20 protein-coding genes and 1 pseudogene are annotated in these 19,979 nt (G+C 69.8%); 11 read left to right on the top strand and 10 right to left on the bottom strand.

Features of this window, described 5'->3' with window-relative positions:
* Window position 1: 1 nt before the first annotated feature.
* The 3 genes from OG898_RS12060 to OG898_RS12050 all read right to left on the bottom strand — a co-directional run bounded on the left by OG898_RS12060 (window position 2) and on the right by OG898_RS12050 (window position 2,899).
* Window positions 2–736 (bottom strand): 2OG-Fe dioxygenase family protein, encoded by a 735-nt coding sequence (locus OG898_RS12060; RefSeq protein ID WP_250738658.1) that lies wholly within the window; start codon window positions 734–736, stop codon window positions 2–4.
* Between the two features lie 62 nt (window positions 737–798).
* Window positions 799–2,004 (bottom strand): argininosuccinate synthase-related protein, encoded by a 1,206-nt coding sequence (locus OG898_RS12055; protein WP_250738660.1) that lies wholly within the window; start codon window positions 2,002–2,004, stop codon window positions 799–801.
* A 214-nt stretch (window positions 2,005–2,218) separates the two neighbouring features.
* Window positions 2,219–2,899, bottom strand: coding sequence for a hypothetical protein (locus OG898_RS12050; protein WP_266956711.1), 681 nt, complete (start codon window positions 2,897–2,899; stop codon window positions 2,219–2,221).
* Between the two features lie 265 nt (window positions 2,900–3,164).
* Here OG898_RS12050 and OG898_RS12045 point away from each other — a divergent pair, with 265 nt between their 5' ends.
* On the top strand, window positions 3,165–3,983 hold the full coding sequence (locus OG898_RS12045; RefSeq protein WP_250738666.1) for an isocitrate lyase/phosphoenolpyruvate mutase family protein: 819 nt from the start codon (window positions 3,165–3,167) through the stop codon (window positions 3,981–3,983).
* Between the two features lie 63 nt (window positions 3,984–4,046).
* Here OG898_RS12045 and OG898_RS12040 read toward each other — a convergent pair whose 3' ends face one another.
* Window positions 4,047–5,546, bottom strand: coding sequence for an MFS transporter (locus OG898_RS12040; RefSeq protein WP_266956709.1), 1,500 nt, complete (start codon window positions 5,544–5,546; stop codon window positions 4,047–4,049).
* Between the two features lie 102 nt (window positions 5,547–5,648).
* Between OG898_RS12040 and OG898_RS12035 the strand changes: the two genes are divergently transcribed.
* Both OG898_RS12035 and OG898_RS12030 read left to right on the top strand, forming a co-directional pair.
* Window positions 5,649–6,128: a MarR family winged helix-turn-helix transcriptional regulator gene (locus OG898_RS12035; protein ID WP_250738667.1), complete on the top strand. Its 480-nt coding sequence runs from the start codon at window positions 5,649–5,651 to the stop codon at window positions 6,126–6,128.
* Between the two features lie 113 nt (window positions 6,129–6,241).
* On the top strand, window positions 6,242–6,727 hold the full coding sequence (locus OG898_RS12030; protein ID WP_250738668.1) for a LysM peptidoglycan-binding domain-containing protein: 486 nt from the start codon (window positions 6,242–6,244) through the stop codon (window positions 6,725–6,727).
* Between the two features lie 78 nt (window positions 6,728–6,805).
* On the opposite strand, the gene OG898_RS12025 is transcribed toward OG898_RS12030, so the two are convergent.
* Entirely contained in the window at window positions 6,806–7,555 is a 750-nt protein-coding gene (locus tag OG898_RS12025) for a DUF5324 family protein (RefSeq protein WP_250738669.1), read from the bottom strand.
* A gap of 176 nt (window positions 7,556–7,731) precedes the next feature.
* On the opposite strand from OG898_RS12025, the gene OG898_RS12020 reads away from it, so the two are divergent.
* On the top strand, window positions 7,732–8,262 hold the full coding sequence (locus tag OG898_RS12020; protein ID WP_250738670.1) for a peptidylprolyl isomerase: 531 nt from the start codon (window positions 7,732–7,734) through the stop codon (window positions 8,260–8,262).
* 96 nt (window positions 8,263–8,358) lie between these two features.
* Entirely contained in the window at window positions 8,359–9,243 is an 885-nt protein-coding gene (locus tag OG898_RS12015; RefSeq protein ID WP_266956705.1) for a rhomboid family intramembrane serine protease, read from the top strand.
* A gap of 106 nt (window positions 9,244–9,349) precedes the next feature.
* Here OG898_RS12015 and crgA read toward each other — a convergent pair whose 3' ends face one another.
* On the bottom strand, window positions 9,350–9,604 hold the full coding sequence (gene crgA, locus OG898_RS12010; protein WP_250738676.1) for a cell division protein CrgA: 255 nt from the start codon (window positions 9,602–9,604) through the stop codon (window positions 9,350–9,352).
* Between the two features lie 91 nt (window positions 9,605–9,695).
* Here crgA and OG898_RS12005 point away from each other — a divergent pair, with 91 nt between their 5' ends.
* From OG898_RS12005 to OG898_RS11980, 6 genes and pseudogenes are all read left to right on the top strand, one after another.
* Window positions 9,696–10,472, top strand: coding sequence for a DUF881 domain-containing protein (locus OG898_RS12005; protein ID WP_250738678.1), 777 nt, complete (start codon window positions 9,696–9,698; stop codon window positions 10,470–10,472).
* Window positions 10,441–11,193, top strand: coding sequence for a class E sortase (locus OG898_RS12000; protein WP_250738680.1), 753 nt, complete (start codon window positions 10,441–10,443; stop codon window positions 11,191–11,193). Before OG898_RS12005 ends, OG898_RS12000 begins: the two co-directional genes overlap by 32 nt.
* A 65-nt stretch (window positions 11,194–11,258) precedes the next feature.
* Complete coding sequence (locus OG898_RS11995; protein ID WP_266960486.1) at window positions 11,259–11,459, top strand: hypothetical protein; 201 nt, start codon at window positions 11,259–11,261, stop codon at window positions 11,457–11,459.
* Window positions 11,456–12,094, top strand: a complete 639-nt coding sequence (locus OG898_RS11990; protein ID WP_243331047.1) for an aminodeoxychorismate/anthranilate synthase component II — start codon at window positions 11,456–11,458, stop codon at window positions 12,092–12,094. Before OG898_RS11995 ends, OG898_RS11990 begins: the two co-directional genes overlap by 4 nt.
* A gap of 125 nt (window positions 12,095–12,219) precedes the next feature.
* A pseudogene (locus OG898_RS11985) lies at window positions 12,220–12,906 on the top strand (class E sortase); the annotation flags it as partial.
* Window positions 12,907–12,916: 10 nt separating this feature from the next.
* The gene (locus OG898_RS11980; protein ID WP_250738682.1) at window positions 12,917–13,633 is read left to right on the top strand and encodes a class E sortase; all 717 of its coding nucleotides are present in this window, start codon (window positions 12,917–12,919) and stop codon (window positions 13,631–13,633) included.
* Window positions 13,634–13,635: 2 nt separating this feature from the next.
* Here OG898_RS11980 and OG898_RS11975 read toward each other — a convergent pair whose 3' ends face one another.
* The 4 genes from OG898_RS11975 to OG898_RS11960 all read right to left on the bottom strand — a co-directional run bounded on the left by OG898_RS11975 (window position 13,636) and on the right by OG898_RS11960 (window position 19,950).
* Entirely contained in the window at window positions 13,636–14,673 is a 1,038-nt protein-coding gene (locus tag OG898_RS11975; RefSeq protein ID WP_266956701.1) for a restriction endonuclease, read from the bottom strand.
* 147 nt (window positions 14,674–14,820) lie between these two features.
* Entirely contained in the window at window positions 14,821–16,848 is a 2,028-nt protein-coding gene (gene pknB, locus OG898_RS11970) for a Stk1 family PASTA domain-containing Ser/Thr kinase (RefSeq protein ID WP_266956699.1), read from the bottom strand.
* Between the two features lie 214 nt (window positions 16,849–17,062).
* The gene (locus tag OG898_RS11965; protein ID WP_250738689.1) at window positions 17,063–18,529 is read right to left on the bottom strand and encodes a penicillin-binding protein 2; all 1,467 of its coding nucleotides are present in this window, start codon (window positions 18,527–18,529) and stop codon (window positions 17,063–17,065) included.
* Window positions 18,526–19,950: an FtsW/RodA/SpoVE family cell cycle protein gene (locus tag OG898_RS11960; RefSeq protein WP_250738690.1), complete on the bottom strand. Its 1,425-nt coding sequence runs from the start codon at window positions 19,948–19,950 to the stop codon at window positions 18,526–18,528. The genes OG898_RS11965 and OG898_RS11960 overlap by 4 nt, the downstream gene beginning before the upstream one ends.
* Window positions 19,951–19,979 lie beyond the last annotated feature (29 nt).

The following is a 19,979-nucleotide window of genomic DNA, read 5'->3' as shown; positions in this document are numbered from 1 at the left end:
CTCAGCGGGCGGTGTAGGCGATCACCAGGACGTCGCGGTGGGCCGCGGTCTCGGGGTCGACGGGCTGCAGCCCGGTCACCGAGTGCAGGGTCCGGCGGTCGTCGCCGAGCAGGAGGTCGCCCGGCTCGGTCAGGGTGGTGGTGAGCAGGTGCTCGCCCGCGTCGGTGTAGACGCCGCTCTCGCCGCCGGTGACGTTGGTCCGGCCGATCATCAGCGAGGTGATGAAGGTGACGCCGTCACGGTGGCGGCCCTCGGGGGCCGGCTGCCCCTCCTGGTCGGCGGAGGCGATGATCCGGTACGGGTGGAGCTTGATGTTCCAGGTCTTCGTACCGTCGACCGCCGTGAAGATCCGGCCCAGTTCGACCAGGACCGACCGCAGGAGCTGGTCGCCGACGAAGGCGCCGGTCAGCGGGTCGAAGACGCGCTCCACACCGCCGTTGAGGGGGTTGACGTCGGTTTCCTGGCGGTAGGGCTCGTGGGGGAGCAGGCTGAGCTCGCCGGAGTCCGCGTCGAGCTCGAACTGGCCGTAGCGGCGGAAGCGGTAGGTGCCGCCGTCGGCCATGTGCGTGTCGAGCGTCAGCTCGTCCCAGTGGGCGGCGAAGCGGGCCCAGTCGGAGGCGTCGGCGTCGACCAGGTCGGAGAGGGCGCGGGAGGGCATCAGGTGCCCGCCGGGTCCGGCGAGGGCGGCGGTGGCGTCGAGCGCGACGGGGTGCGTGGTGGAAGCGGCAGTGGTCATGGAAGTGCTCCGTGGAAACGAGGAAGAACGGTCGGTACGGGGAAGTGCGGTGCGGGAAGGGCTCAGACGGCCGTGAGCAGGGAGTCGGCGCGGGCGAACGGCGCGGACTCGGCTTCGATCGCCCGCTCCTCCCAGGCCTCGCGGTCCCGCAGGTACAGCGGCTTGAGGGCGTTGATGGCCCGGGTGTCCGCCCCGCCGGTCCGCAGCCGCCAGGTCACCGAGCCGGTGGTGCGGGCGGCGCAGGTGTCCATGAACGCCTGGACGGTGAGGCGGAGGTCGCCGAACCAGCGGCCTTCCAGCGCCTCGCGCGTCCAGACCTGCTCCAGGTGGCGCTTCTCGCGGATGAGTTCGGCGTCCAGGCAGGCGCTCTCGACGTGCCGGTAGCTGCTCAGCAGCAGGTAGGCGCCGGGCATCTCGCGGATCTCCAGCACCTTCTCGCCGTGGTCCAGGTGCTCCAGGCCGGAGTAGCGGCCGAGACCGTAGGCGCCCACCCGGTGGTTGAGCTGGTCGATCAGGTCCGTGAGCGGCATCGGCACCCCGTCGACGGCGACCGGGAGCCCGCGCTCGATGGAGACGGTCAGGGTCTCGGAGTCGCCGGGCAGGGCGGTGGGCCGGCTCCAGGTGTACATGTCCTCCGGGACCGCGTGGCGCTCCGGGTCGTCGAGGATCCCGGACTCGAACTCGCGGCACCACAGGTTGGAGTCGCCGCTGACGATCCGGCCGGCGAGCAGGTCGATCCCCGCGGACCGCAGCTCGACCAGCTTCTCCTCACGGGTGACCGGGTCCAGGTCGTACGGGCTGCCGAAGCTGCCCTCCCAGCCGAGCAGGGTCAGCGCGCCGTTGAGCCGGCGCAGGGTGTTCTGCGAGCGGTTCGCGGTGTGCAGGACGGTCTGGGCGCCGAGGGCGCGGGCCAGCTCCACCGCGCTGCGGGCGATGAGCGGACGGCTGAGGGTGGAGCTGACCGGGTGGATGCCGAGGTAGACGGCCTGGGCGGCGATCGCGGGGGCGACGTACTGGCCGGCGAACTCCTCGCGCCGGTCGAGGATGTGGATGGTCGCGCCGAGCGCCTCCGCCACCTGGCGCTTGTACTGGCTCGACTCGTCCTCGCCGATGTCGACGCTGACGGCGTGCACGTCGCGGACGCCCATGCGGCGCAGGCGCAGCAGCAGGTACGAGCTGTCGAGGCCACCGCTGAACAGGGTGACGACGGGACGGTTCGGGTCCAGGGTGTCGAGCTGCGAGAAGGAACGTATGAGCGGGGACTGCATGGTCTCTCCAACCTTGGCGCGGTTCACAAGAGAGGAGATTTCCCTGTGGCGGAGTTCCGGACAATGGATTCCGGCCTTCCGCGCCCGGCCATGACCGGTCCCGGACGCGGCGCCGGCCGGAGCCGCGACGGCACGAGAAGAGCCCCCTCGGCCCCGCGGAGTGCGGGATCGAGGGGGCTCTCGGGTCTCAGAGCTCGGGTCAGGGGTCCGAGGGTCAGGCGCGGGTACGGGCCTTGCGGGCGCGGAGCATCAGGGCGGTGGCGAGGGCGGCGAACATCGCGACGAGGCCGGCGCCGATGGCCGCGGTGTTGACGTCGTCCTGGGGGGCGAGCTCGGCGCCCGCGGCGACCGGGCCCTTGGGGACGACGACCGTCTGCGGCTTCGCGTCCGTGGCGGGCTTGGCGGCGGGCTTCGCGGACGGCTTGGCGGCGGGCTTCGCGGCGGGCTTGGTGGACGGCTTGGCGGCGGGCTCCGCCTTCGGCATCAGCTGGAAGGTCGAGGCGCCCTCGCCCAGCACGCGGATGTCGAATCCCTCGCCGTTGTTCGTGAGCTTGTACTGGACGCCGTCGAGCACGGCGAGGGGGTGGGTGAGGTCGAGCACGGCCAGGACACGGCCGGCCCAGCGGGCGGTGCCCGGCTGCGCCACGCCGGCACCGGCGCGGATCCAGACCTCGGGGCCCTCGGACTTGTTGCGCAGCACCGCGATCTTGCCCTTGCCGAGCTGGACGATCTCGCCGTCGTAGCGCTCGTTGCCCGAGGGGTCCGCCGACACCGCCGACACCGCGGTCACGGGCTGCGCGGCCTGAGCGGGCGCGGCGATCGCCGTCGCGGCGGGGGCCAGGAGGGCTCCGGCGAGGGCGGCGGTGACGATCGAGGTGCGGAGGGCGGTACGCATAACGACTCCTTGGAGCATGGTCGGGGAGGGCGGAGAGTCGCATGCCGCGGTGTCTCTGTCGGGGTTTCGTCCGGTCAGGTCTGCGGGGCTGCTGATGAGAAATCTACGGATCTTGATCGGCCGGAACGTGGGATTCCTGTCATGGCCGGGTAACAGGCAACGGTCGTAAAACCGCCGGATGACCAGCGCACTCCCCGGTTAGAGTCCCCTGTCCGGAGATTGATGTGACAGGTCTTTAGAAGTCGTACGGCTGAGGAGAGTTCGCATGACCGTGGAAGCGAAGAGCACCGAGAAGGCCCTGCGGCTCCGGGAGTTGGGCGAGGCGCTCCTGGTCCTGCCCAATGCCTGGGACGCGGGCAGCGCGGCGGTGATCGAGTCGGCCGGGGCGGCGGCCATTGCCACCACCAGCGGCGGCGTGGCCTGGTCGATCGGCCGCGGGGACGGGCAGCACGCGACGAAGGCGGAGATGCTGGCGGCGGCCGCACGGATCGTGGCGGCCGTGGACGTCCCCGTCACCGTGGACATCGAGGGCGGCTACGAGGACGTCGCTGCCACCGTGCGCGAGGTGGTGGCGGTGGGCGCCGTCGGGATCAACCTGGAGGACTCGAAAGCGGCCGACGGTACGCTCCACACCGCCGCGGAGCAGGCCGACCGGATCCGCGCCGCCCGTGCGGCGGCCACCGCCGCCGGGCTGCCGGAGCTGGTGATCAACGCCCGTACCGACGTCTTCCTGTTCGGGATCGGCGAGGAGTCCGGCCGCCTTGCCGACGTCCTGGCGCGGGTGGAGGCGTACGCGGCCGCCGGGGCCGACGGGATCTTCGTGCCGGGGCTGCTGGACCTGGACGTCCTGAGCGAGATCGCGCGGGGCCCGCTGCCGGTCAACGCCATGGCCGGGCCGGGCGGTCCGTCCGTCGCCGAGCTGGCGAAGGCCGGGGTGCGCCGGGTCAGTGTCGGAACGGGCGTGGCGCAGGCGGCGTACACGGCGGCCCGCGCCGCGGCGGTGGAGGTGCTGGAGCAGGGGACGTACGGGGCCCTCGAAGGGGCCGTCGACTACGGGACGCTCAACGGCCTCTTCGTGAAGTAGGGCCTGGCAGGCCGGCCCGAGCTCGTCCTGCCCGATGTTTCACGTGAAACATCGGGCAGGAGGTCACCGGCGCGGGCCGGTCCGCAGCAGGGTCGCCGCCACCACGAGCGCCGTGAGCATCAGCCCGGCGCCGATGCCGAAGGCCAGGTGGTAGCCCGAGGTCAGGGCCGTGGCGCGGTCGAGGCCGGTGGTGAGCGCCGAGTCGGTGCGGGCGGCGGCCAGGGTGGACAGGACGGCGACGCCGAGGGCCATGCCGATCTGCTGGGTGGTGTTGAACAGGCCCGAGGCGAGGCCCGCGTCCTGCTCGTCGGCGCCGGACATCCCCAGCGCGGTGAGGGCGGGCAGGGCCAGGCCGAAGCCGGCGGCCAGCAGCATCACGGGGAGCAGGTCGGTGACGTAGTCGGCGCGGACCGGGAGCCGGGTCAGCAGCCCCAGGGCGGCCACGAGCAGGGCGAGTCCGGCGAGCAGGACGGCCCGTTCGCCGAAGCGGGCGTTGAGCGGGGCCGAGGCGAAGAGGGAGACCCCGCCGATGACCACGGCCGCCGGGAGCATGGCCAGGCCGGTCTCGGCGGCTCCGTAGCCGAGCACGTTCTGCAGGTACAGGGCGACCAGCACCTGGAAGGAGAACAGCGCGGCCACCATCAGCATCTGGACCAGGTTCGCGCCGACCACGGTCCGCGAGCGGAAGATCCGCAGCGGTACCAGCGGGGTGCGGGTCCTGGCCTGGCGTGCGGTGAAGCCGGCGAGCAGAGCGACCGAGAGCGTGCCGAGGCCGAGGGTGTGGGCGGAGACCCAGCCGTAGCGCTCCACCTCGACGACGGTGAAGATGCCGAGCATCAGGCCCGCGGTGACCAGGAGGGCGCCGAGGACGTCGGCCCCGGCGCGTAGCCCCAGTCCCCGATCGGAGGGGAGCGCGGGCAGGGCCAGTGCCAGGGCGGCGAGCCCTATGGGCAGGTTGATGAAGAAGATCCAGTGCCAGTCCAGGGCATCGGTCAGGACCCCGCCGAGCACCTGGCCCAGGGAGGCTCCGGCCGCGCCGGTGAAGGAGAAGACGGCGATGGCCTTGGCCCGCTCGCGCGGTTCGGTGAACAGCGTGATGAGGATGCCCAGGCTGACGGCGGCGGCCACGGCGCTGCCGAGGCCCTGCAGGAACCGGGCGGCGATCAGTACCTCGGGCGAGCCGGCGAATCCGGCGAGCAGGGAGGCTCCGGTGAAGACGCCGGTCCCGGCCAGGAACATCCGCTTGCGGCCGATGAGGTCACCGAGCCGGCCGGCGAGGAGCAGCAGGCTGCCGAAGGCGATCAGGTAGGCGTTGACGACCCAGCTGAGTCCGGCGGGGGTGAAGCCCAGGTCCTTCTGGATGGCCGGCATCGCGACGGTGACGATGCTGCCGTCGAGGACGGTCATCAGGACGCCGGTGGACAGCACCCCGAGAGCGGTCCAGCGGGAGCGCAGCCCGCGCGGTGCGGCCGGGGCGGCGGAGGGGGAGGCGGGAGCGGGAGCGGGAGCGGGAGCGGCGGGAGCAGCGGAGGTGGAGGCGGAGGGAGCGGCGGTGGCAGGCATCTGTGTCCCCAGTCGGTGATCGGCGGGCTGACTTGATGAGACCGTATCAGATAGTTCTGTTGCAGACGATCTGTTGGAGACTGAATTGCTAGACTGGTGAACATGACAGCCATGGCACCCGCGCAGAACGAGCCGGACCTCTCCTTCCTCCTGGACCACACCAGCCACGTCCTGCGCACCCGGATGGCGGCGGCACTCGACCGGATCGGGCTCACGGCACGGATGCACTGCGTGCTCGTGCACGCGCTGGGGGAGGAGCGGACGCAGATCCAGCTCGCCGAGATCGGGGGCATGGACAAGACGACGATGGTCGTCACCGTCGACGCCCTGGAGAAGGCCGGACTGGCCGAGCGGCGGCAGTCCGGTACGGACCGCCGGGCCCGCGTCATCGTCGTCACGGAGAAGGGCGCGGCCCTGGCGCAGGAGAGCAGCCGCATCGTCGACCAGGTGCACGCCGACGCCCTCGGCTCCCTCGCCGACGAGGACCGCGCGGCCGTGCTCCGGGTACTGAACCTGCTGGTCAAGGGTGATCTGGAGACCCCGTCGGAGAGCCCGAGGCCGGCCCGCAGGGCTCGCCAGTAGCCGACCGGCATCCCCCGGATGGCCCAGTCACAGGGCCGTCCCGGGCCTTCTGGCAGAGAGTGGAACAAGGCACTCAGCCCAGGGGGGCACCACCATGCCGGAGGCGTACGCACATGGGACTGTTCGACTTCATGAGGTCCGACAAGAAGAAGGAACAAGCCGAGAAGGCCGCCCAAAAGGCGGCTGAGCAGGTGCAACAGCAGGCCGCGGACGCTCCGGCGCCGCCGTCCTCGATGCCCGGCGACACCGGGACCAAGTACACCGACGCGGCAGCGGCGACCAAGGCGGCCGCCGAACGCATGGCGGCGGCAGCGCCGCCCAAGGCCGCACCGGCGCCCCCGGTCACCCGGCCCGCCCCGCACACGCCCACGCCGGCCTCCGCCGCGCACAAGGCGGTGCCCGCGGCACCGATGCCGAAGCCGGCGCCCAAGGCGCAGCGCACGTACACCGTCCGCTCGGGCGACTCGCTCTCCGCGATCGCCCGCCGCGAGCTCGGCAACGAGGGCCGCTGGCGCGAGCTCTACGCGATGAACAAGGGCGTCATCGGCTCGAACCCCGACATGATCCACCCGGGGATGAAGCTCACCCTCCCCAACTGAGCGGAGCGCAACGAAAGAGTGGGGCCCGGATCCTGGGAAAGGATCCGGGCCCCACTCTCGTTGCGCGTTCCTCGTTCCTCAGCGGTGCTTGCGCTTCGCGTCTTCCGCGTCGATCCGCTCCTGCACGGCCTCGGCCTCCGCCTCCAGGCTGGACACGGTGTTCCTCGCCTCGCGCTCCTTCGCGGCCAGCTCCTCGTCGTAGGGGGCCGGAGCCTCCTCCCGCGCCGACAGCTCGGTCGCGGCCGGCGGCTCGACGAGCCAGTCCGGGTTCGACTGCTGGTCCCACCACTTCCACGCGGCGAAGGCGCCGCCGGCCAGGACGCCGACCACCGCCACGCCCTTGAACAGGCGGCCGCAGCGCGCACGCCGCTCGTGGCGCCGTACGAGCTTCTTGACATCCTTGGCCGACACCTGGCCGCGCAGCGCCGCCAGCGCCGCCGTCGACCGGGATGCGGCCTCCTCCGCCACCGGCTGGGCCGCCGCGAGGGCGCTCTCCAGCCGCGGCTGCGTGTACTCCACCGCGTGCAGGGCCGCCAGGCGGGTCTGCTTCACGGCATTGGACGCCGCCCGGTCGACATTCGGCGGCACATGGGAGCGCGCCGATTTGATCCGGGGCTGTACGTGGCAGTCGTACGTCTGGCGGGCTTGTTTGGCAGCCTCGCCGGCCGCGTACGACACCTTCGGCGCAAGCCGTTCATTTGCTTCGTGGGCGTAATGCACCGCAGCGTGCTTGGCGGATTCCGCGTACGGCGCCACCACTTCCGCTGCGTGCCGCGCCGTATCCCTGGCACTTGATGCTGCCAGACGCACGCTTTCCTTGCGGGTCACGGGATCCTCCTCCTCGGTGGCGGACACAGTTCACCTTTCCACCCTTTGTCGGATCATGCCTCCCATACCGCCGACCGGCATGCGCGACAGGGCATACGGGTGGACGATTTCCGTCCTGTGCAGCCCTCCGTGCGAGGATCTGAAACCGACAGTGACGACGAGAGGAAGGCAGATCCGTGGCCGAGAAGCTCTACGCCACCCTGAAGACCAACCACGGCGACATCGAGATCGAGCTTCTGCCGAACTTCGCTCCGAAGACCGTGCGCAACTTCGTGGAACTCGCCACCGGTGAGCGCGAGTGGACGCGGCCCACGGACGGCCAGAAGACCACGGACCCGCTCTACGACGGCACCGTCTTCCACCGCGTCATCAGCGGGTTCATGATCCAGGGCGGCGACCCGCTGGGCAACGGCACCGGCGGCCCCGGCTACCAGTTCGCCGACGAGTTCCACCCCGACCTGGCCTTCACCAAGCCCTACCTGCTCGCGATGGCGAACGCCGGCCCGGGCACCAACGGCTCGCAGTTCTTCATCACCGTCGCCCCCACCGCCTGGCTGACGCGCAAGCACACCATCTTCGGCGAGATCGGCGACAAGGCCAGCCAGAAGATCGTCGACACCATCGCCGCGGGTCCCACCAACCCGCGCACCGAGCGCCCCCTCGACGACGTGATCATCCACTCCGTCGTCATCGAGAAGCGCGCCTGACCGCAGGGGAACCTTTCGGCCCCGCCCGTCCGTCCTCGATACGTACCGGACGGGCGCGGGCGGATCCGCCCGCCTCGCCGCCGACCGAGGGGACCGATGGACACCGACCGTCTTCCGGGCTGCTACCGCCACCCGGACCGCGAGACCGGGATCAGCTGTACGCGCTGTGAGCGGCCGATCTGCCCCGACTGCATGATCAGCGCCTCGGTCGGCTTCCAGTGCCCCGAGTGCGTCCGCGGGGGCTCGGGAACGGGCCACGGCCGGGCCGCCAACGCCCCGCGCACGATCGCGGGCGGGGTGGTCGCCGCCGATCCGTACCTGGTCACGAAGATCCTGATCGGGATCAACGTGGGCATGTTCCTCGCGGTCCACGTCTTCTCGGGGCTGGCGATCCAGCTGGAGCTCCTGGGCCGCTACCGGGAGCTGGTGGGCGGGCCGCTCGAAGGCGTCTCCACCGGCGAGTACTACCGGCTGCTGAGCTCTGCCTTCCTGCACACCGAGCTGTGGCACATCTTCAGCAACATGCTCGCCCTGTGGTTCATCGGCGGACCGCTGGAGCAGGCGCTCGGCCGGGCACGCTACCTCACCGTGTACCTGCTGTCGGCCCTCGGCGGCAGCGCGGCGGTCTATCTGCTGACCGAGCCGAACGTCGCGACCCTGGGTGCCTCCGGAGCCGTCTTCGGCCTGCTCGGTGCCACCGTGGTGCTGTTCCGCCGGATGCGGTACGAAATGCGCCCGCTGATCACCATGGCGGTGTTCATGCTGGTGCTCACCTTCGCGCCGGGGCTGAACGTGTCCTGGCAGGCCCATATCGGTGGTCTGGTCACCGGTGCACTGGTTGCGGCGGGCTTCCTGTGGCCGACCAAGGACATGGGCGCGCGGAATCGCACATTCATCCAGTGGGGCACCTGTGTGGCGGTGTTCTTGCTGGCCACAGCCCTGATCGCGATCCGTACGGCCGAACTTTCCGTACTCAACTGATCACACCGGCGTCAACTCTCCACAGAGTTATCCACAGATCTTCTGTCTTTTCCTCAGGTGTGGATGACGCTGTGGATAACTCATGGGGAGAGCTTGCGGAGCCGGGCTACTTCCACTGCGTGGAGACGCCGAATCCTGCCGCAATGAAGCCGAATCCGACCACAATGTTCCAATTTCCGAGAGCTTCGATCGGAAGCTGGGTCTCGGACAGATAGAAAACGACGATCCATGCCAGACCGACCAAGAAGAACGCCAGCATGACCGGGGCGACCCAGTTGCGGTTCGTCAGCTTGATCGACTGCGGCGTCCGCGTGGGGGGCGGCGTGTAGTCGTCCTTCTTGCGGATACGTGACTTCGGCACGAGGGGCTCTCCTGTCGATGGGCTGGGGACCTGGCCTGCCCCGGGCGTCCGTTAGCGTAGTGGACCTGTGGCGTTGAAGGAGAAGGGTACGTTGAGCAATTCCGACGACTCCTCCGCGGGTCCCCGTCGCCGTGCCAGACCGGTCCGGCTGCTCACGGCCGCCGTTTTCGCCCTGGCCGGCTTGATCTTCGTCACCAGCTTCAACACCTCCAAGGGTACGAACATCCGGACGGACGCCTCGCTCCTCAAGCTGTCCGACCTGATCCAGGAGCGCAGCCAGAGCAATCTGGAGCTGGAGAAGAGCACCGCCACCGCACGCGGCCAGGTCGACGCCCTCGCCGAACGCGACAACGGGAGCACCAAGGCCGAGGACGCCAAACTGGCCGCCCTGCGCGCCGCCTCCGGCACCGAGGAGCTCACCGGCAAGGCCGTGACGGTCACCCTGAACGACGCGCCCCCGAACGCCACGGCCCGCATCCCCAACGTGCCCGAGCCGCAGCCCAACGACCTGGTGATCCACCAGCAGGACCTGCAGGCCGTGGTCAACGCCCTCTGGCAGGGCGGCGCCGAGGGCATCCAGGTGATGGACCAGCGCCTGATCTCCACCAGCGCCGTGCGCTGCGTGGGCAACACCCTGATCCTCCAGGGCCGCGTGTACTCGCCCCCGTACAAGGTGACGGCCGTAGGCGACCCCGGCGCGCTGAAGAAGGCCCTCGCGGCCTCGCCGGCGCTGCAGAACTACCAGCTGTACGTGAACGCGTACGGGCTCGGCTGGAAAGTGGACGAGCACAAGGCGCTGACACTGCCGGGCTACTCCGGCACAGTGGACCTCCACTATGCGAAGCCGCTGGAGTCCGCCACCCCGTGACCGGAGCGTCGACGTGCCACGCCTGCTGGTACGGACGTTCAGCGAGGTGTGCCTGACCGCGGGCTCGCTCATCGTGCTCTTCGTGGTCTACGTCCTGCTGTGGACCGGGGTCAAGGCCGACCAGGCCATGGACGGGGAGATGGCCCGCATGCGCGACCGCTGGTCCGCGGTGCCCGCGGCCGCCCCGCAGCCCGCCCCCGCGCCGTCGGCGGCCGCATCGCCCCCGGCCGCCCCGGAGCCCGGCACGTACCCGCCGGGCCGGGCCTTCGCCGAGATGTACGTCCCGCGCTTCGGCCCCGACTGGAACAAGCCGGTCCTGGAGGGCACGGGCACCGAACTGCTGAAGAAGGGCCTGGGCCACTACGCCGGCACGGCCAGGCTCGGCGGCACCGGGAACTTCGCGGTGGCCGGGCACCGGCGCACGTACGGGGACCCCTTCAAGGACATCCCCAAGCTGCGCCCCGGCGACCTCGTGATCCTCAAGGACGCCACCGGCTGGTACACGTACACCGTCCGCGCGGAGCCGCTGCGCACGCTCCCCACGGAGGTCGGCGTGGTCGATCCGGTGCCGAGCCGCTCGCCCTTCACGGCGCTGGGCAAGTACCTGACGCTGACCACCTGCGACCCGGAATGGGGTCACAGCCACCGGCTCGTGGTCTGGGCCGAACTGACCGGTATGCGGACCCTCGCACAGGGCTCACCGGAGGGTTTGGCAAGGTGACCCTCCGCGCCGGGCGGGTGGCTTTAGGCTGTGGTCGTACCGCCCCTGCGGTGCGTTGAACGATCGTGGACGAAAAGGACACAGGCGGCATGTACGGCTGGATCTGGCGGCATTTGCCGGGCAACGCGTGGGTACGCGTTGCGATCTCCCTCGTGCTGGTGCTCGCGGTGGTGTTCGTGCTGTTCCAGTACGTCTTCCCGTGGGCCGAGCCGCTGCTTCCGTTCAACGATGTGACGGTGGACGAGGGATCGGGAGCGACTCCGTGAGCGCGCGCATTCTGGTTGTCGACAACTACGACAGCTTTGTCTTCAACCTGGTCCAGTACCTCTATCAGCTCGGCGCCGAGTGCGAGGTGCTGCGCAACGACGAGGTCGAGCTCGCCCACGCCCAGGACGGCTTCGACGGCGTCCTGCTGTCCCCGGGCCCGGGGACGCCGGAAGAGGCCGGCATCTGCGTGGACATGGTCCGCCACTGTGCGGACACGGGCGTACCGGTCTTCGGCGTCTGCCTCGGCATGCAGTCGATGGCCGTCGCCTACGGAGGGGTCGTCGGCCGGGCTCCGGAACTGCTGCACGGCAAGACCTCGCCGGTGGTCCACGAGGGCCTCGGCGTCTTCGAGGGACTGCCCTCGCCCTTCACCGCGACCCGGTACCACTCCCTCGCGGCCGAGCCCCCGACCCTCCCGGACACGCTGGAGGTCACGGCGCGGACCGAGGACGGGATCATCATGGGCCTGCGCCACCGCGAGCACGACGTCGAGGGCGTGCAGTTCCACCCCGAGTCCGTGCTGACCGAGTGGGGCCACCGGATGCTTGCGAACTGGCTGGTGCGCTGCGGTGACGCGGGCGCGGTGGAGCGCTCGGTGGGGCTCGCCCCGGTGGTGGGCAAGGCCGTCGCGTGACGGCGCTCGCGCCGTCCGCGCCCACCGAGGGCCGGGCAGCGCGACGCAGGGCAGCACAGGAGGCCGAGAAGCGTGCGCGCACGCGGGGCCGGGGCCGGCGGCGCAGGCGGCCGGCCTCGGGCGGGCCGGTCGTGGTCGCCAGCAGGCTCGCCGGGGAGCTGTTCATCACGCTGGGCCTGGTGATGCTCCTCTTCGTCGGCTACCAGCTCTGGTACACGAACTTCCTGGCGGGCCGGACGGCCGATGACGCCGCCGGCTCCCTGCTCCAGAACTGGGACCGCGATCCGGGTGGCGGGGCGGCCGCCCCGCCCGTGGCGGCGTTCGAGCCGGGCCAGGGCTTCGCGATCCTGTACATCCCGAAGCTGGACGTGAAGGTGCCGGTCGCGGAGGGGACGAACAAGGCGAAGGTCCTCGACAAGGGCATGGTCGGCCACTACGCCGACGGGCCGCTCGCGACCGGGATGCCGGCCGATGCGCAGGGCAACTTCGCGCTGGCGGGCCACCGGAACACCCACGGCGAACCGTTCCGCTACATCAACCGGCTGGTGCCGGGGGACAAGATCGTGGTGGAGACCCGGGACGCGTACTACACGTACGAGATGAGCTCGCAGCTCGCGCAGACCCCGCCGTCGAACGTGTCGGTCATCAAGCCGGTGCCCGTCGGATCGGGCTTCACTTCCCCGGGCCGGTACATCACGCTGACCACGTGCACCCCGGAGTTCACCAGCACCTACCGGATGATCGTATGGGGCAGGATGACCGGTGAACGCCCCCGCAGCCAGGGTGCTCCGCCCGAGCTGACCAGCCCGTAGAGGATCCGCAGTGTCACGTGTCGCACCGCCCCCGCGCCGCAGCGCCCTCGCGGGGTTCCTGAGCCTGGTGGGCGAGCTCCTGATCACGGTGGGCCTGGTGCTCGCGCTGTTCGTGGCGTACTCCCTCTGGTGGACGAACGTCCTGGCCGACCGGGACGCCTCCGCCCGCGGGGACGCGGTGCGCGAGCAGTGGCAACGGGCGGCGCCCTCGCAGGAGGCGGCCGCGGCGCCGGGGGCGCTGGACACCCAGGGCGGGATCGGCTTCCTGCACGTGCCGGCGATGAAGAACGGCGAGGTGCTGGTCAAGAAGGGCACCGACTCGGACGTCCTGAACGACGGGGTCGCCGGGTACTACACGGAGCCGGTGAAATCGGCGCTGCCGTGGGACCCGGCGGGCAATTTCGCGCTGGCGGCGCACCGGGACGGGCACGGGGCCAAGTTCCACAACATCGACAAGCTGAAGAACGGCGACGCGGTCGTCTTCGAGACCCGCGACACCTGGTACGTGTACAAGGTCTTCGCCGAGCTCGCCCAGACCTCGAAGTACAACGTGGACTCGATCAGCCCGATCCCCAAGGAGTCGGGCCGGACGGCACCGGGCCGCTACATCACCCTGACGACCTGCACGCCCGTGTACACCTCGAAGTTCCGCTACATCGTGTGGGGCGAGCTGGTCCGCACGGAAAAGGTCGACGCGAAGCGGAGCCTTCCCGCGGAGCTGCGCTGAACTCAGCGCAGCACCTGGAGCCGGACTCCGGCGCTCCAGGCCTCCAGAAGCCCCCTGTGGACGGCCGTGACGCCCCCCTGGGCGGCGATGGCCAGGGACTCGCGGGTGAAGGCGCAGGTGGCCACGTAGAGGGCCACGTCGGCCTGGTGGAGCACCTTGGAGGAGCCGAGGAACTTCTGCATCTCGCCGCTGAGCACGTGCCGGAAGGGCGCGAAGTTCTTGCACTGCACGGCGACCGTCCGCCCGTCGGCCGTCTTGGCGGTGATGTCGACCCCGCGGTCGCCGCCGTGCCCGCCGTACACCTCCACGTCGGTGCACCCGTCGCGGCGGAGCAGCTCTGCGACGTGCAGCTCGAACTCCTTCCAGTTCATGGCGTCGATCGTGCCGATGACTCCGGTGAGGGCCCGGACGTCCTGGCCCCGCTGGAGCCGGCTGATCTGGAGGTCGTGCTCGACGAGCTTCATCTGGATCTGCTGGACGTCCTCCCGGAGGGAGATCAGCTCGCGGCGCTGCTCGCCCGAGGTCTCGATGAGGACGTTCAGCATGGGCACTACGGTCTTGCCGAGCACGTCGGTGATGCGGTTGTCGATCCGTTCGTGCAAGTTGCCCCAAGTAACCCTGTGGACAAGGTTATCCACAGGGTGCGTGCGGACCTCGTGCTCGGCATCCAGGAGGTAGGTACGCACCTGACGTGCGACTTCGCTGTCCCGGAGGAGCATTCCGACGTTCAAGACGGCACGGCGGCTGTAGATCGTGAGGCTGCGCCGCTTTGAGGGTGACAAGTTGTCACTCTCAAAATCCTGCAGTTCGGAACCGCGGAGCACGGCCATCCCATTGCCTGTGAGCTCGTCCCGATGGCGTTGGATGAGTTGGCGGATCGCCGTCTCCGCGACTTCGTAGTAAGCCGCCACCATCGCCGTCGTCACGTGGAGCCCGTCCGGCAGGAGGGACAGGGCCTTGACCCTGTCCAGCACGTCCGTGCGCTCCAGGACGCTCGTGCGCAGGGTCCTGGACTCCAGCAGTACCGATTCGTTGATCATGATCCGTCCCTCCCGGGCGGGCTCTGGTGCCCACCCCCGTCCGGGCTAACGAATTTCGTACATATGAAGACACGTGCGACGAAAAACGGGTCCGGCCCCTCTCGTGGAGAGGGGCCGGACCCGTTGTGTGCTCTGTCGTGCTCGGGGCTAGTTGCCGCCCAGGCCTCCGAAGAAGCCGCCGCCGCCGCCGTCGTTGCCGCCGTTCTGCTGGTTGTCGGGGACCGTGGTCACGTTGATCACCGTGCCGGGGGTCACCGGGCTGCCGACCGCCGGGTCCGTGCTCAGGATGCGCGCCTTGCCGTCGGAGGAGCCCGACAGGACGGATCCGAAGATCAGGCCCTTGGAGGCGAGCTCCATCCTGGCCTGGTTGATGGTCCTGCCGACCAGGTTCGGGACCGTGAGCTGCTGGACCGGCTTGGCGACCGAGATGTTGACCGTCGAGTTGACGTCGACCTGGCTGTTGATGCCGGGGTCCTGGCTGACGACCGTCTTGGGGGCCGTGCCGGGGGCCGCGTCGACCTCGGTGACGCTGCCGAGCTTCAGCTTGACGGCCTGCAGGGCCTTCGCGGCGTCGGCCTGGCTCTTGCCGGTCAGGTCCGGGACGGTCACCTTGGAGATTTCCTTGGCCACCGTCAGCTTGATGGTCGAACCCTTCTCGGCCTCGCCGCTCTTCGGGTTCTGATCGATGACGGTGCCGGCGGGCCGCTCGGACTCGACCTGCGTCTTCTCGATCTGGAAGCCCTTGTCCTGGAGCGCCTTCTCCGCGTCCGCGATCGCCAGGTTGACGACGTTCGGAACGAGGACCTTGGGCGCGCCCGTGGACATCTTCACCTTGACGACGAAGTTCTTGGCGACCTTGGTGCCCTCGGCCGGGTCCTGCTGGCAGACCGTGCCCTTGGGGGAGGCCTCGCAGGGCATCTCCCCGTCCTGCTGCACGACGACGCCGACGTTGGTGCCGTTCGCCTTGGCCGCTTCGAGGGTTTCGCCGATGAGCTTGGGGACCGCGGGCCGGTTGTCGGCGTTGGTGTTGAAGAGGGCGCGCCCGATCAGGATCGCGCCGACCAGCACGAGGATGCCTGCGGTGACCAGCAGGATCGTGGAGGCCTTGCTCTTCTTCTGCGGCCGCCGGCCGCGGCCGCCCTGGTCGTAGCCGCCCTGGTCGCCGTGCCCGTATCCGCCGTCGCCCGGGGGCATCGGCGGGAGCATGGAGGTCTGGTTCGGGTCGGCGGTGCGCAGGGCGGTGGTGGGCTGGTCGTAGCCCTGGTGTCCGTAGCCGTTGCCCTGGTCGGGGTAGCCGTAGCCGGCGACGCCCATGGAGGCGGTGGCCGCGACGGGCTGGCCGTCGAGGCAGGCCTCGATGTCGGCGCGCATCTCGTCCGCGGACTGGTAGCGGTAGTCGGCGTCCTTGACCAGCGCCTTCAGCACGATCGCGTCCATCTCGGGCGTGATCTCGCTGTCGAAGTTCGACGGCGGCTGGGGCTCTTCCCGTACGTGCTGGTAGGCCACCGCGACCGGGGAGTCCCCGATGAACGGCGGCCGGACGGCGAGGAGCTCGTACAGCAGGCAGCCGGCCGAGTAGAGGTCGGAGCGGGCGTCGACCTGCTCGCCCCTGGCCTGCTCCGGGGAGAGGTACTGGGCGGTGCCGATGACGGCGGCGGTCTGCGTCATGGTCATGCCGGAGTCGCCCATGGCGCGGGCGATGCCGAAGTCCATGACCTTGACCTGGCCGGAGCGGGTCAGCATGACGTTGGCGGGCTTGATGTCGCGGTGCACGATGCCGGCGCGGTGCGAGTACTCCAGTGCCTGGAGGATGCCGATGCACATTTCCAGGGTGCGCTCGGGCAGCAGCTTGCGGCCGGAGTGCAGGAGCTCGCGCAGGGTCGAGCCGTCGACGTACTCCATCACGATGTACGGGATGGAGATGTTGTCGACGTAGTCCTCGCCGGTGTCGTACACGGCGACGATCGCCGGGTGGTTGAGCGATGCGGCCGACTGGGCCTCGCGGCGGAACCTGGCCTGGAAGGACGGGTCGCGGGCGAGATCGGCGCGCAGGGTCTTGACGGCGACGGTACGGCCGAGCCGGGTGTCGTGGGCGAGGTAGACCTCGGCCATGCCACCACGGCCGAGCACGTGGCTCAGCTCGTACCGGCCGCCGAGGCGACGCGGCTCTTCCATAACGTGCAGCCCTCTCCGTCAGTCCCGACCGCACCCGTGTGTGGTCCGGCGGTGTGCTGTTCGCGCAAAGGCTACCGGCCGATCGTCGGTGATCGGTTCGTGACCACAGGCTGATACCGGACCGGTACCGTACGCTCCGATCCGGGCGGGAACGGTGACCCGGATCACATCTGTGTGCCCCTTGCGGCTCTCGCGTGGCGCTCGGCCCCGCCCGTCACCCCTTGTTGCTCTTGAGCACGGCTTCCATGACGGCCTTGGCGACCGGGGCGGCGAGGCCGGCGCCGCTGATGTCCTCGCGGTCCGCGTTGCTGTCCTCGATGACGACGGCGACGGCGACCGGCGAGCTGCCGTCCGGGTTCTCGGCGTAGGAGATGAACCAGGCGTACGGGCGCTTCTTGTTGCCCTCGCCGTGCTGGGCGGTTCCGGTCTTGCCGCCGACCACGGTGTTCTTGATCCTGGCGGTGCTGCCGGTGCCCTTGTCGACCACGTTGACCATCATGTCCCGGATCTTCTTCGCGTTCTCCGGGGAGAGCGGCCGGCTCATTTCCTGCGGCTCGTGCTTCTCGATGACGTCGACGTTGGGCGACTGGAGCTGGTCGACCATGTACGGCTTCATCAGCTTGCCGTTGTTGGCGATGGCGGCGGTGACCATGGCCATCTGCAGCGGGGTGGCCGCCGTGTTGAACTGGCCGATGGAGCTGAGGGCGTTGCCGTCCTTGCCCATGGTCTTGTCGTAGACGCTGGCGAAGGCGCGGACCGGGGTGTCGATCTTGTCGTTGTTGAAGCCGAACTTCTCGGCGGTCTTCACCATGTTGTCCCGCCCCACCTTGTCGCCCATGTTGGCGAAGACGGAGTTGCAGGAGACGCGCATGGCCTCGTTGAGGCTGGCCTTCCCGCATCCGGGGGCGTGGTTGATCAGCTCGGTCTTGGTGCCCGGGAGGATGTACGGGTCCTCGGTGTCGGTCGGGTCGTCGATGTTCTTGACGACGCCGTTCTCCAGGGCCGCGGCGGCGGTGACCACCTTGAAGGTGGAGCCGGGCGGGTAGGTCTCGCGCAGGGCGCGGTTGACCAGCTTCTTGTCCTCGCTGTCCTTGAGCTCGACCCAGGCCTTCTCGTCGGTCTTGGAGTTGCCGGCGAAGGAGGTGGGGTCGTACGAGGGGGTGCTGACCAGGGCGAGGATCGCGCCGGTGCGCGGGTCGATCGCCGCGACGGCGCCCTTCTTGCTGCCGAGCTTGTCGAAGGCGGCCTTCTGGGCGGCGGCGTTGAGCGTCGTGACGACGTTGCCGCCCTGCTTCTTCTCGCCGGTGAACATGCCGATGGTGCGGTCGAAGAAGAGCCGGTCGTCGTTGCCGGTGAGGATGCCGTCCTCGAGGGATTCGAGCTGGGTGGAGCCGAAGGCCTGGGAGGCGTACCCGGTCACGGGGGCCCAGAGCGGACCGTCCATGTAGGTCCGCTTGAACTTGTAGTCGCTGCCGTCGGTGACGGCGGAGCCGGTGATCGGCTTGCCCTCGACGATGATGTTGCCGCGCTCGGTGGCGTACTGGGCGATCTGGACCCGGCGGTTCTCCTTGCGGGTGCTCAGCTCCTCGGCCTTGACGTACTGGAGCCAGTTGGTCCGCACGAGCAGTGCCAGGACGAGCAGCCCGCAGAAGATCGAGATGCGGCGCAGGGGCTTGTTCATGACGGGCGGACCACCTGGGTCATCTCGGAGTCGGGGGACGGTGCCGGGGCCGGGGCGGGGCGGCGTGCGGTGTCGCTGATCCGGATGAGGATGGCGATGAGGATCCAGTTCGCGAGGACGGACGAGCCGCCGGACGCGAGGAAGGGCATGGTCATGCCGGTCAGGGGGATGAGGCCCATGACTCCGCCGGCGACCACGAAGATCTGGAGCGCGAAGGCGCCGGAGAGGCCGATCGCGAAGAGCTTGCCGAAGGGGTCGCGGGCGGCGAGGGCGGTGCGCACGCCCCGCTCGATGATCAGGCCGTAGAGCAGGAGGAAGGCCATGACCCCGGCGAGCCCGAGTTCTTCGCCGACGGTGGAGAAGATGAAGTCGGAGTTGGCGGCGAAGCCGATGAGGTCGGAGTTGCCCTGCCCCCAGCCGGTGCCGAGGACCCCGCCGGAGCCGAAGCTCATGATCGACTGGCCGACCTGTTCGCAGGCGCCGGACTTCTGGTAGCAGGCGAAGGGGTCGAGCCAGGCGGTGACGCGGGCCTTGACGTGGCTGGCGGTGGCGCCGACCACGGTGGCTCCGCCGACGCTCATGAGGAGGCCGATGACGATCCAGCTCGTCCGCTCGGTGGCCACGTACAGCATGATCACGAACATGCCGAAGAAGAGCAGCGAGGTGCCGAGGTCGTTCTCGAAGACCAGGACGAGCAGGCTCATCGCCCAGATCATCAGGATCGGGCCGAGGTCGCGGCCGCGCGGCAGGTAGAGGCCCATGAAGCGGCGGCTGGCGAGCGCCAGGGCGTCGCGCTTGACCATGAGGTAGCCGGCGAAGAAGACGGCGATGACGATCTTGGCGAACTCGCCGGGCTGGATGGAGAACCCGCCGACGCTGATCCAGATCTTGGCGCCGAAGACGTCGGCTCCCAGACCCGGGATCACGGGCAGGATCAGCAGCACGAGCGAGGCGGCCATGGAGATGTACGTGAACCGCTGGAGCACGCGGTGGTCCTTGAGGACCAGCAGGACCACGGCGAACAGGGCGATGGCGAGCGCCGTGTACATCATCTGCCGGGGGGCGGACTCGGAGAAGGCGCCGAACTGCCGCTTCGCCAGGTTCTGCAGGCGCTCGGACTGGTCGAGGCGCCAGATCAGGACGAGGCCCAGCCCGTTGAGGAGTGTGGCGATCGGCAGCAGCAGCGGGTCGGCGTACTTGGCGTAGCGCCGCACGACGAAGTGGGCGATGCCCGCCAGGACGCCGAGGCCGAGCCCGTAGGTGAGCATGCCCGGGGGCAGCTTCCCGTGGAGCGACATGCCCGCGTTGGCGTAGGCGAAGATCGGGATGACCACGGCGAAGGCGAGCAGCAGGAGCTCGGTGTTCCGCCGGCTCGGCGCCTCGATGGCGCCGATGGTGGTCGTGTTGGTGACAACGCTCATGGTGTGGCGGGCCCCCTGTGCCCGCGTAT

It is taken from the genome of Streptomyces sp. NBC_00193 (genome assembly GCF_026342735.1).
Lineage (GTDB): Bacteria > Actinomycetota > Actinomycetes > Streptomycetales > Streptomycetaceae > Streptomyces > Streptomyces stoeckheimensis.
This window is presented reverse-complemented; position numbering and strand designations above follow the sequence as displayed.

Bases quoted from the DNA above. Each gene is read 5' to 3' on its own strand.
- OG898_RS12015 (WP_266956705.1), top strand. From the start codon at position 8,359: ATGGACACCGACCGTCTTCCGGGCTGCTACCGCCACCCGGACCGCGAG.
- OG898_RS12060 (WP_250738658.1), bottom strand. From the start codon at position 736: ATGACCACTGCCGCTTCCACCACGCACCCCGTCGCGCTCGACGCCACC.
- OG898_RS12050 (WP_266956711.1), bottom strand. From the start codon at position 2,899: ATGCGTACCGCCCTCCGCACCTCGATCGTCACCGCCGCCCTCGCCGGA.
- OG898_RS11960 (WP_250738690.1), bottom strand. From the start codon at position 19,950: ATGAGCGTTGTCACCAACACGACCACCATCGGCGCCATCGAGGCGCCG.
- OG898_RS12055 (WP_250738660.1), bottom strand. From the start codon at position 2,004: ATGCAGTCCCCGCTCATACGTTCCTTCTCGCAGCTCGACACCCTGGAC.
- OG898_RS11975 (WP_266956701.1), bottom strand. From the start codon at position 14,673: ATGATCAACGAATCGGTACTGCTGGAGTCCAGGACCCTGCGCACGAGC.
- OG898_RS12030 (WP_250738668.1), top strand. From the start codon at position 6,242: ATGGGACTGTTCGACTTCATGAGGTCCGACAAGAAGAAGGAACAAGCC.
- pknB (WP_266956699.1), bottom strand. From the start codon at position 16,848: ATGGAAGAGCCGCGTCGCCTCGGCGGCCGGTACGAGCTGAGCCACGTG.
- OG898_RS12045 (WP_250738666.1), top strand. From the start codon at position 3,165: ATGACCGTGGAAGCGAAGAGCACCGAGAAGGCCCTGCGGCTCCGGGAG.
- OG898_RS12035 (WP_250738667.1), top strand. From the start codon at position 5,649: ATGACAGCCATGGCACCCGCGCAGAACGAGCCGGACCTCTCCTTCCTC.
- OG898_RS12000 (WP_250738680.1), top strand. From the start codon at position 10,441: ATGCGAAGCCGCTGGAGTCCGCCACCCCGTGACCGGAGCGTCGACGTG.
- OG898_RS11965 (WP_250738689.1), bottom strand. From the start codon at position 18,529: ATGAACAAGCCCCTGCGCCGCATCTCGATCTTCTGCGGGCTGCTCGTC.
- OG898_RS12040 (WP_266956709.1), bottom strand. From the start codon at position 5,546: ATGCCTGCCACCGCCGCTCCCTCCGCCTCCACCTCCGCTGCTCCCGCC.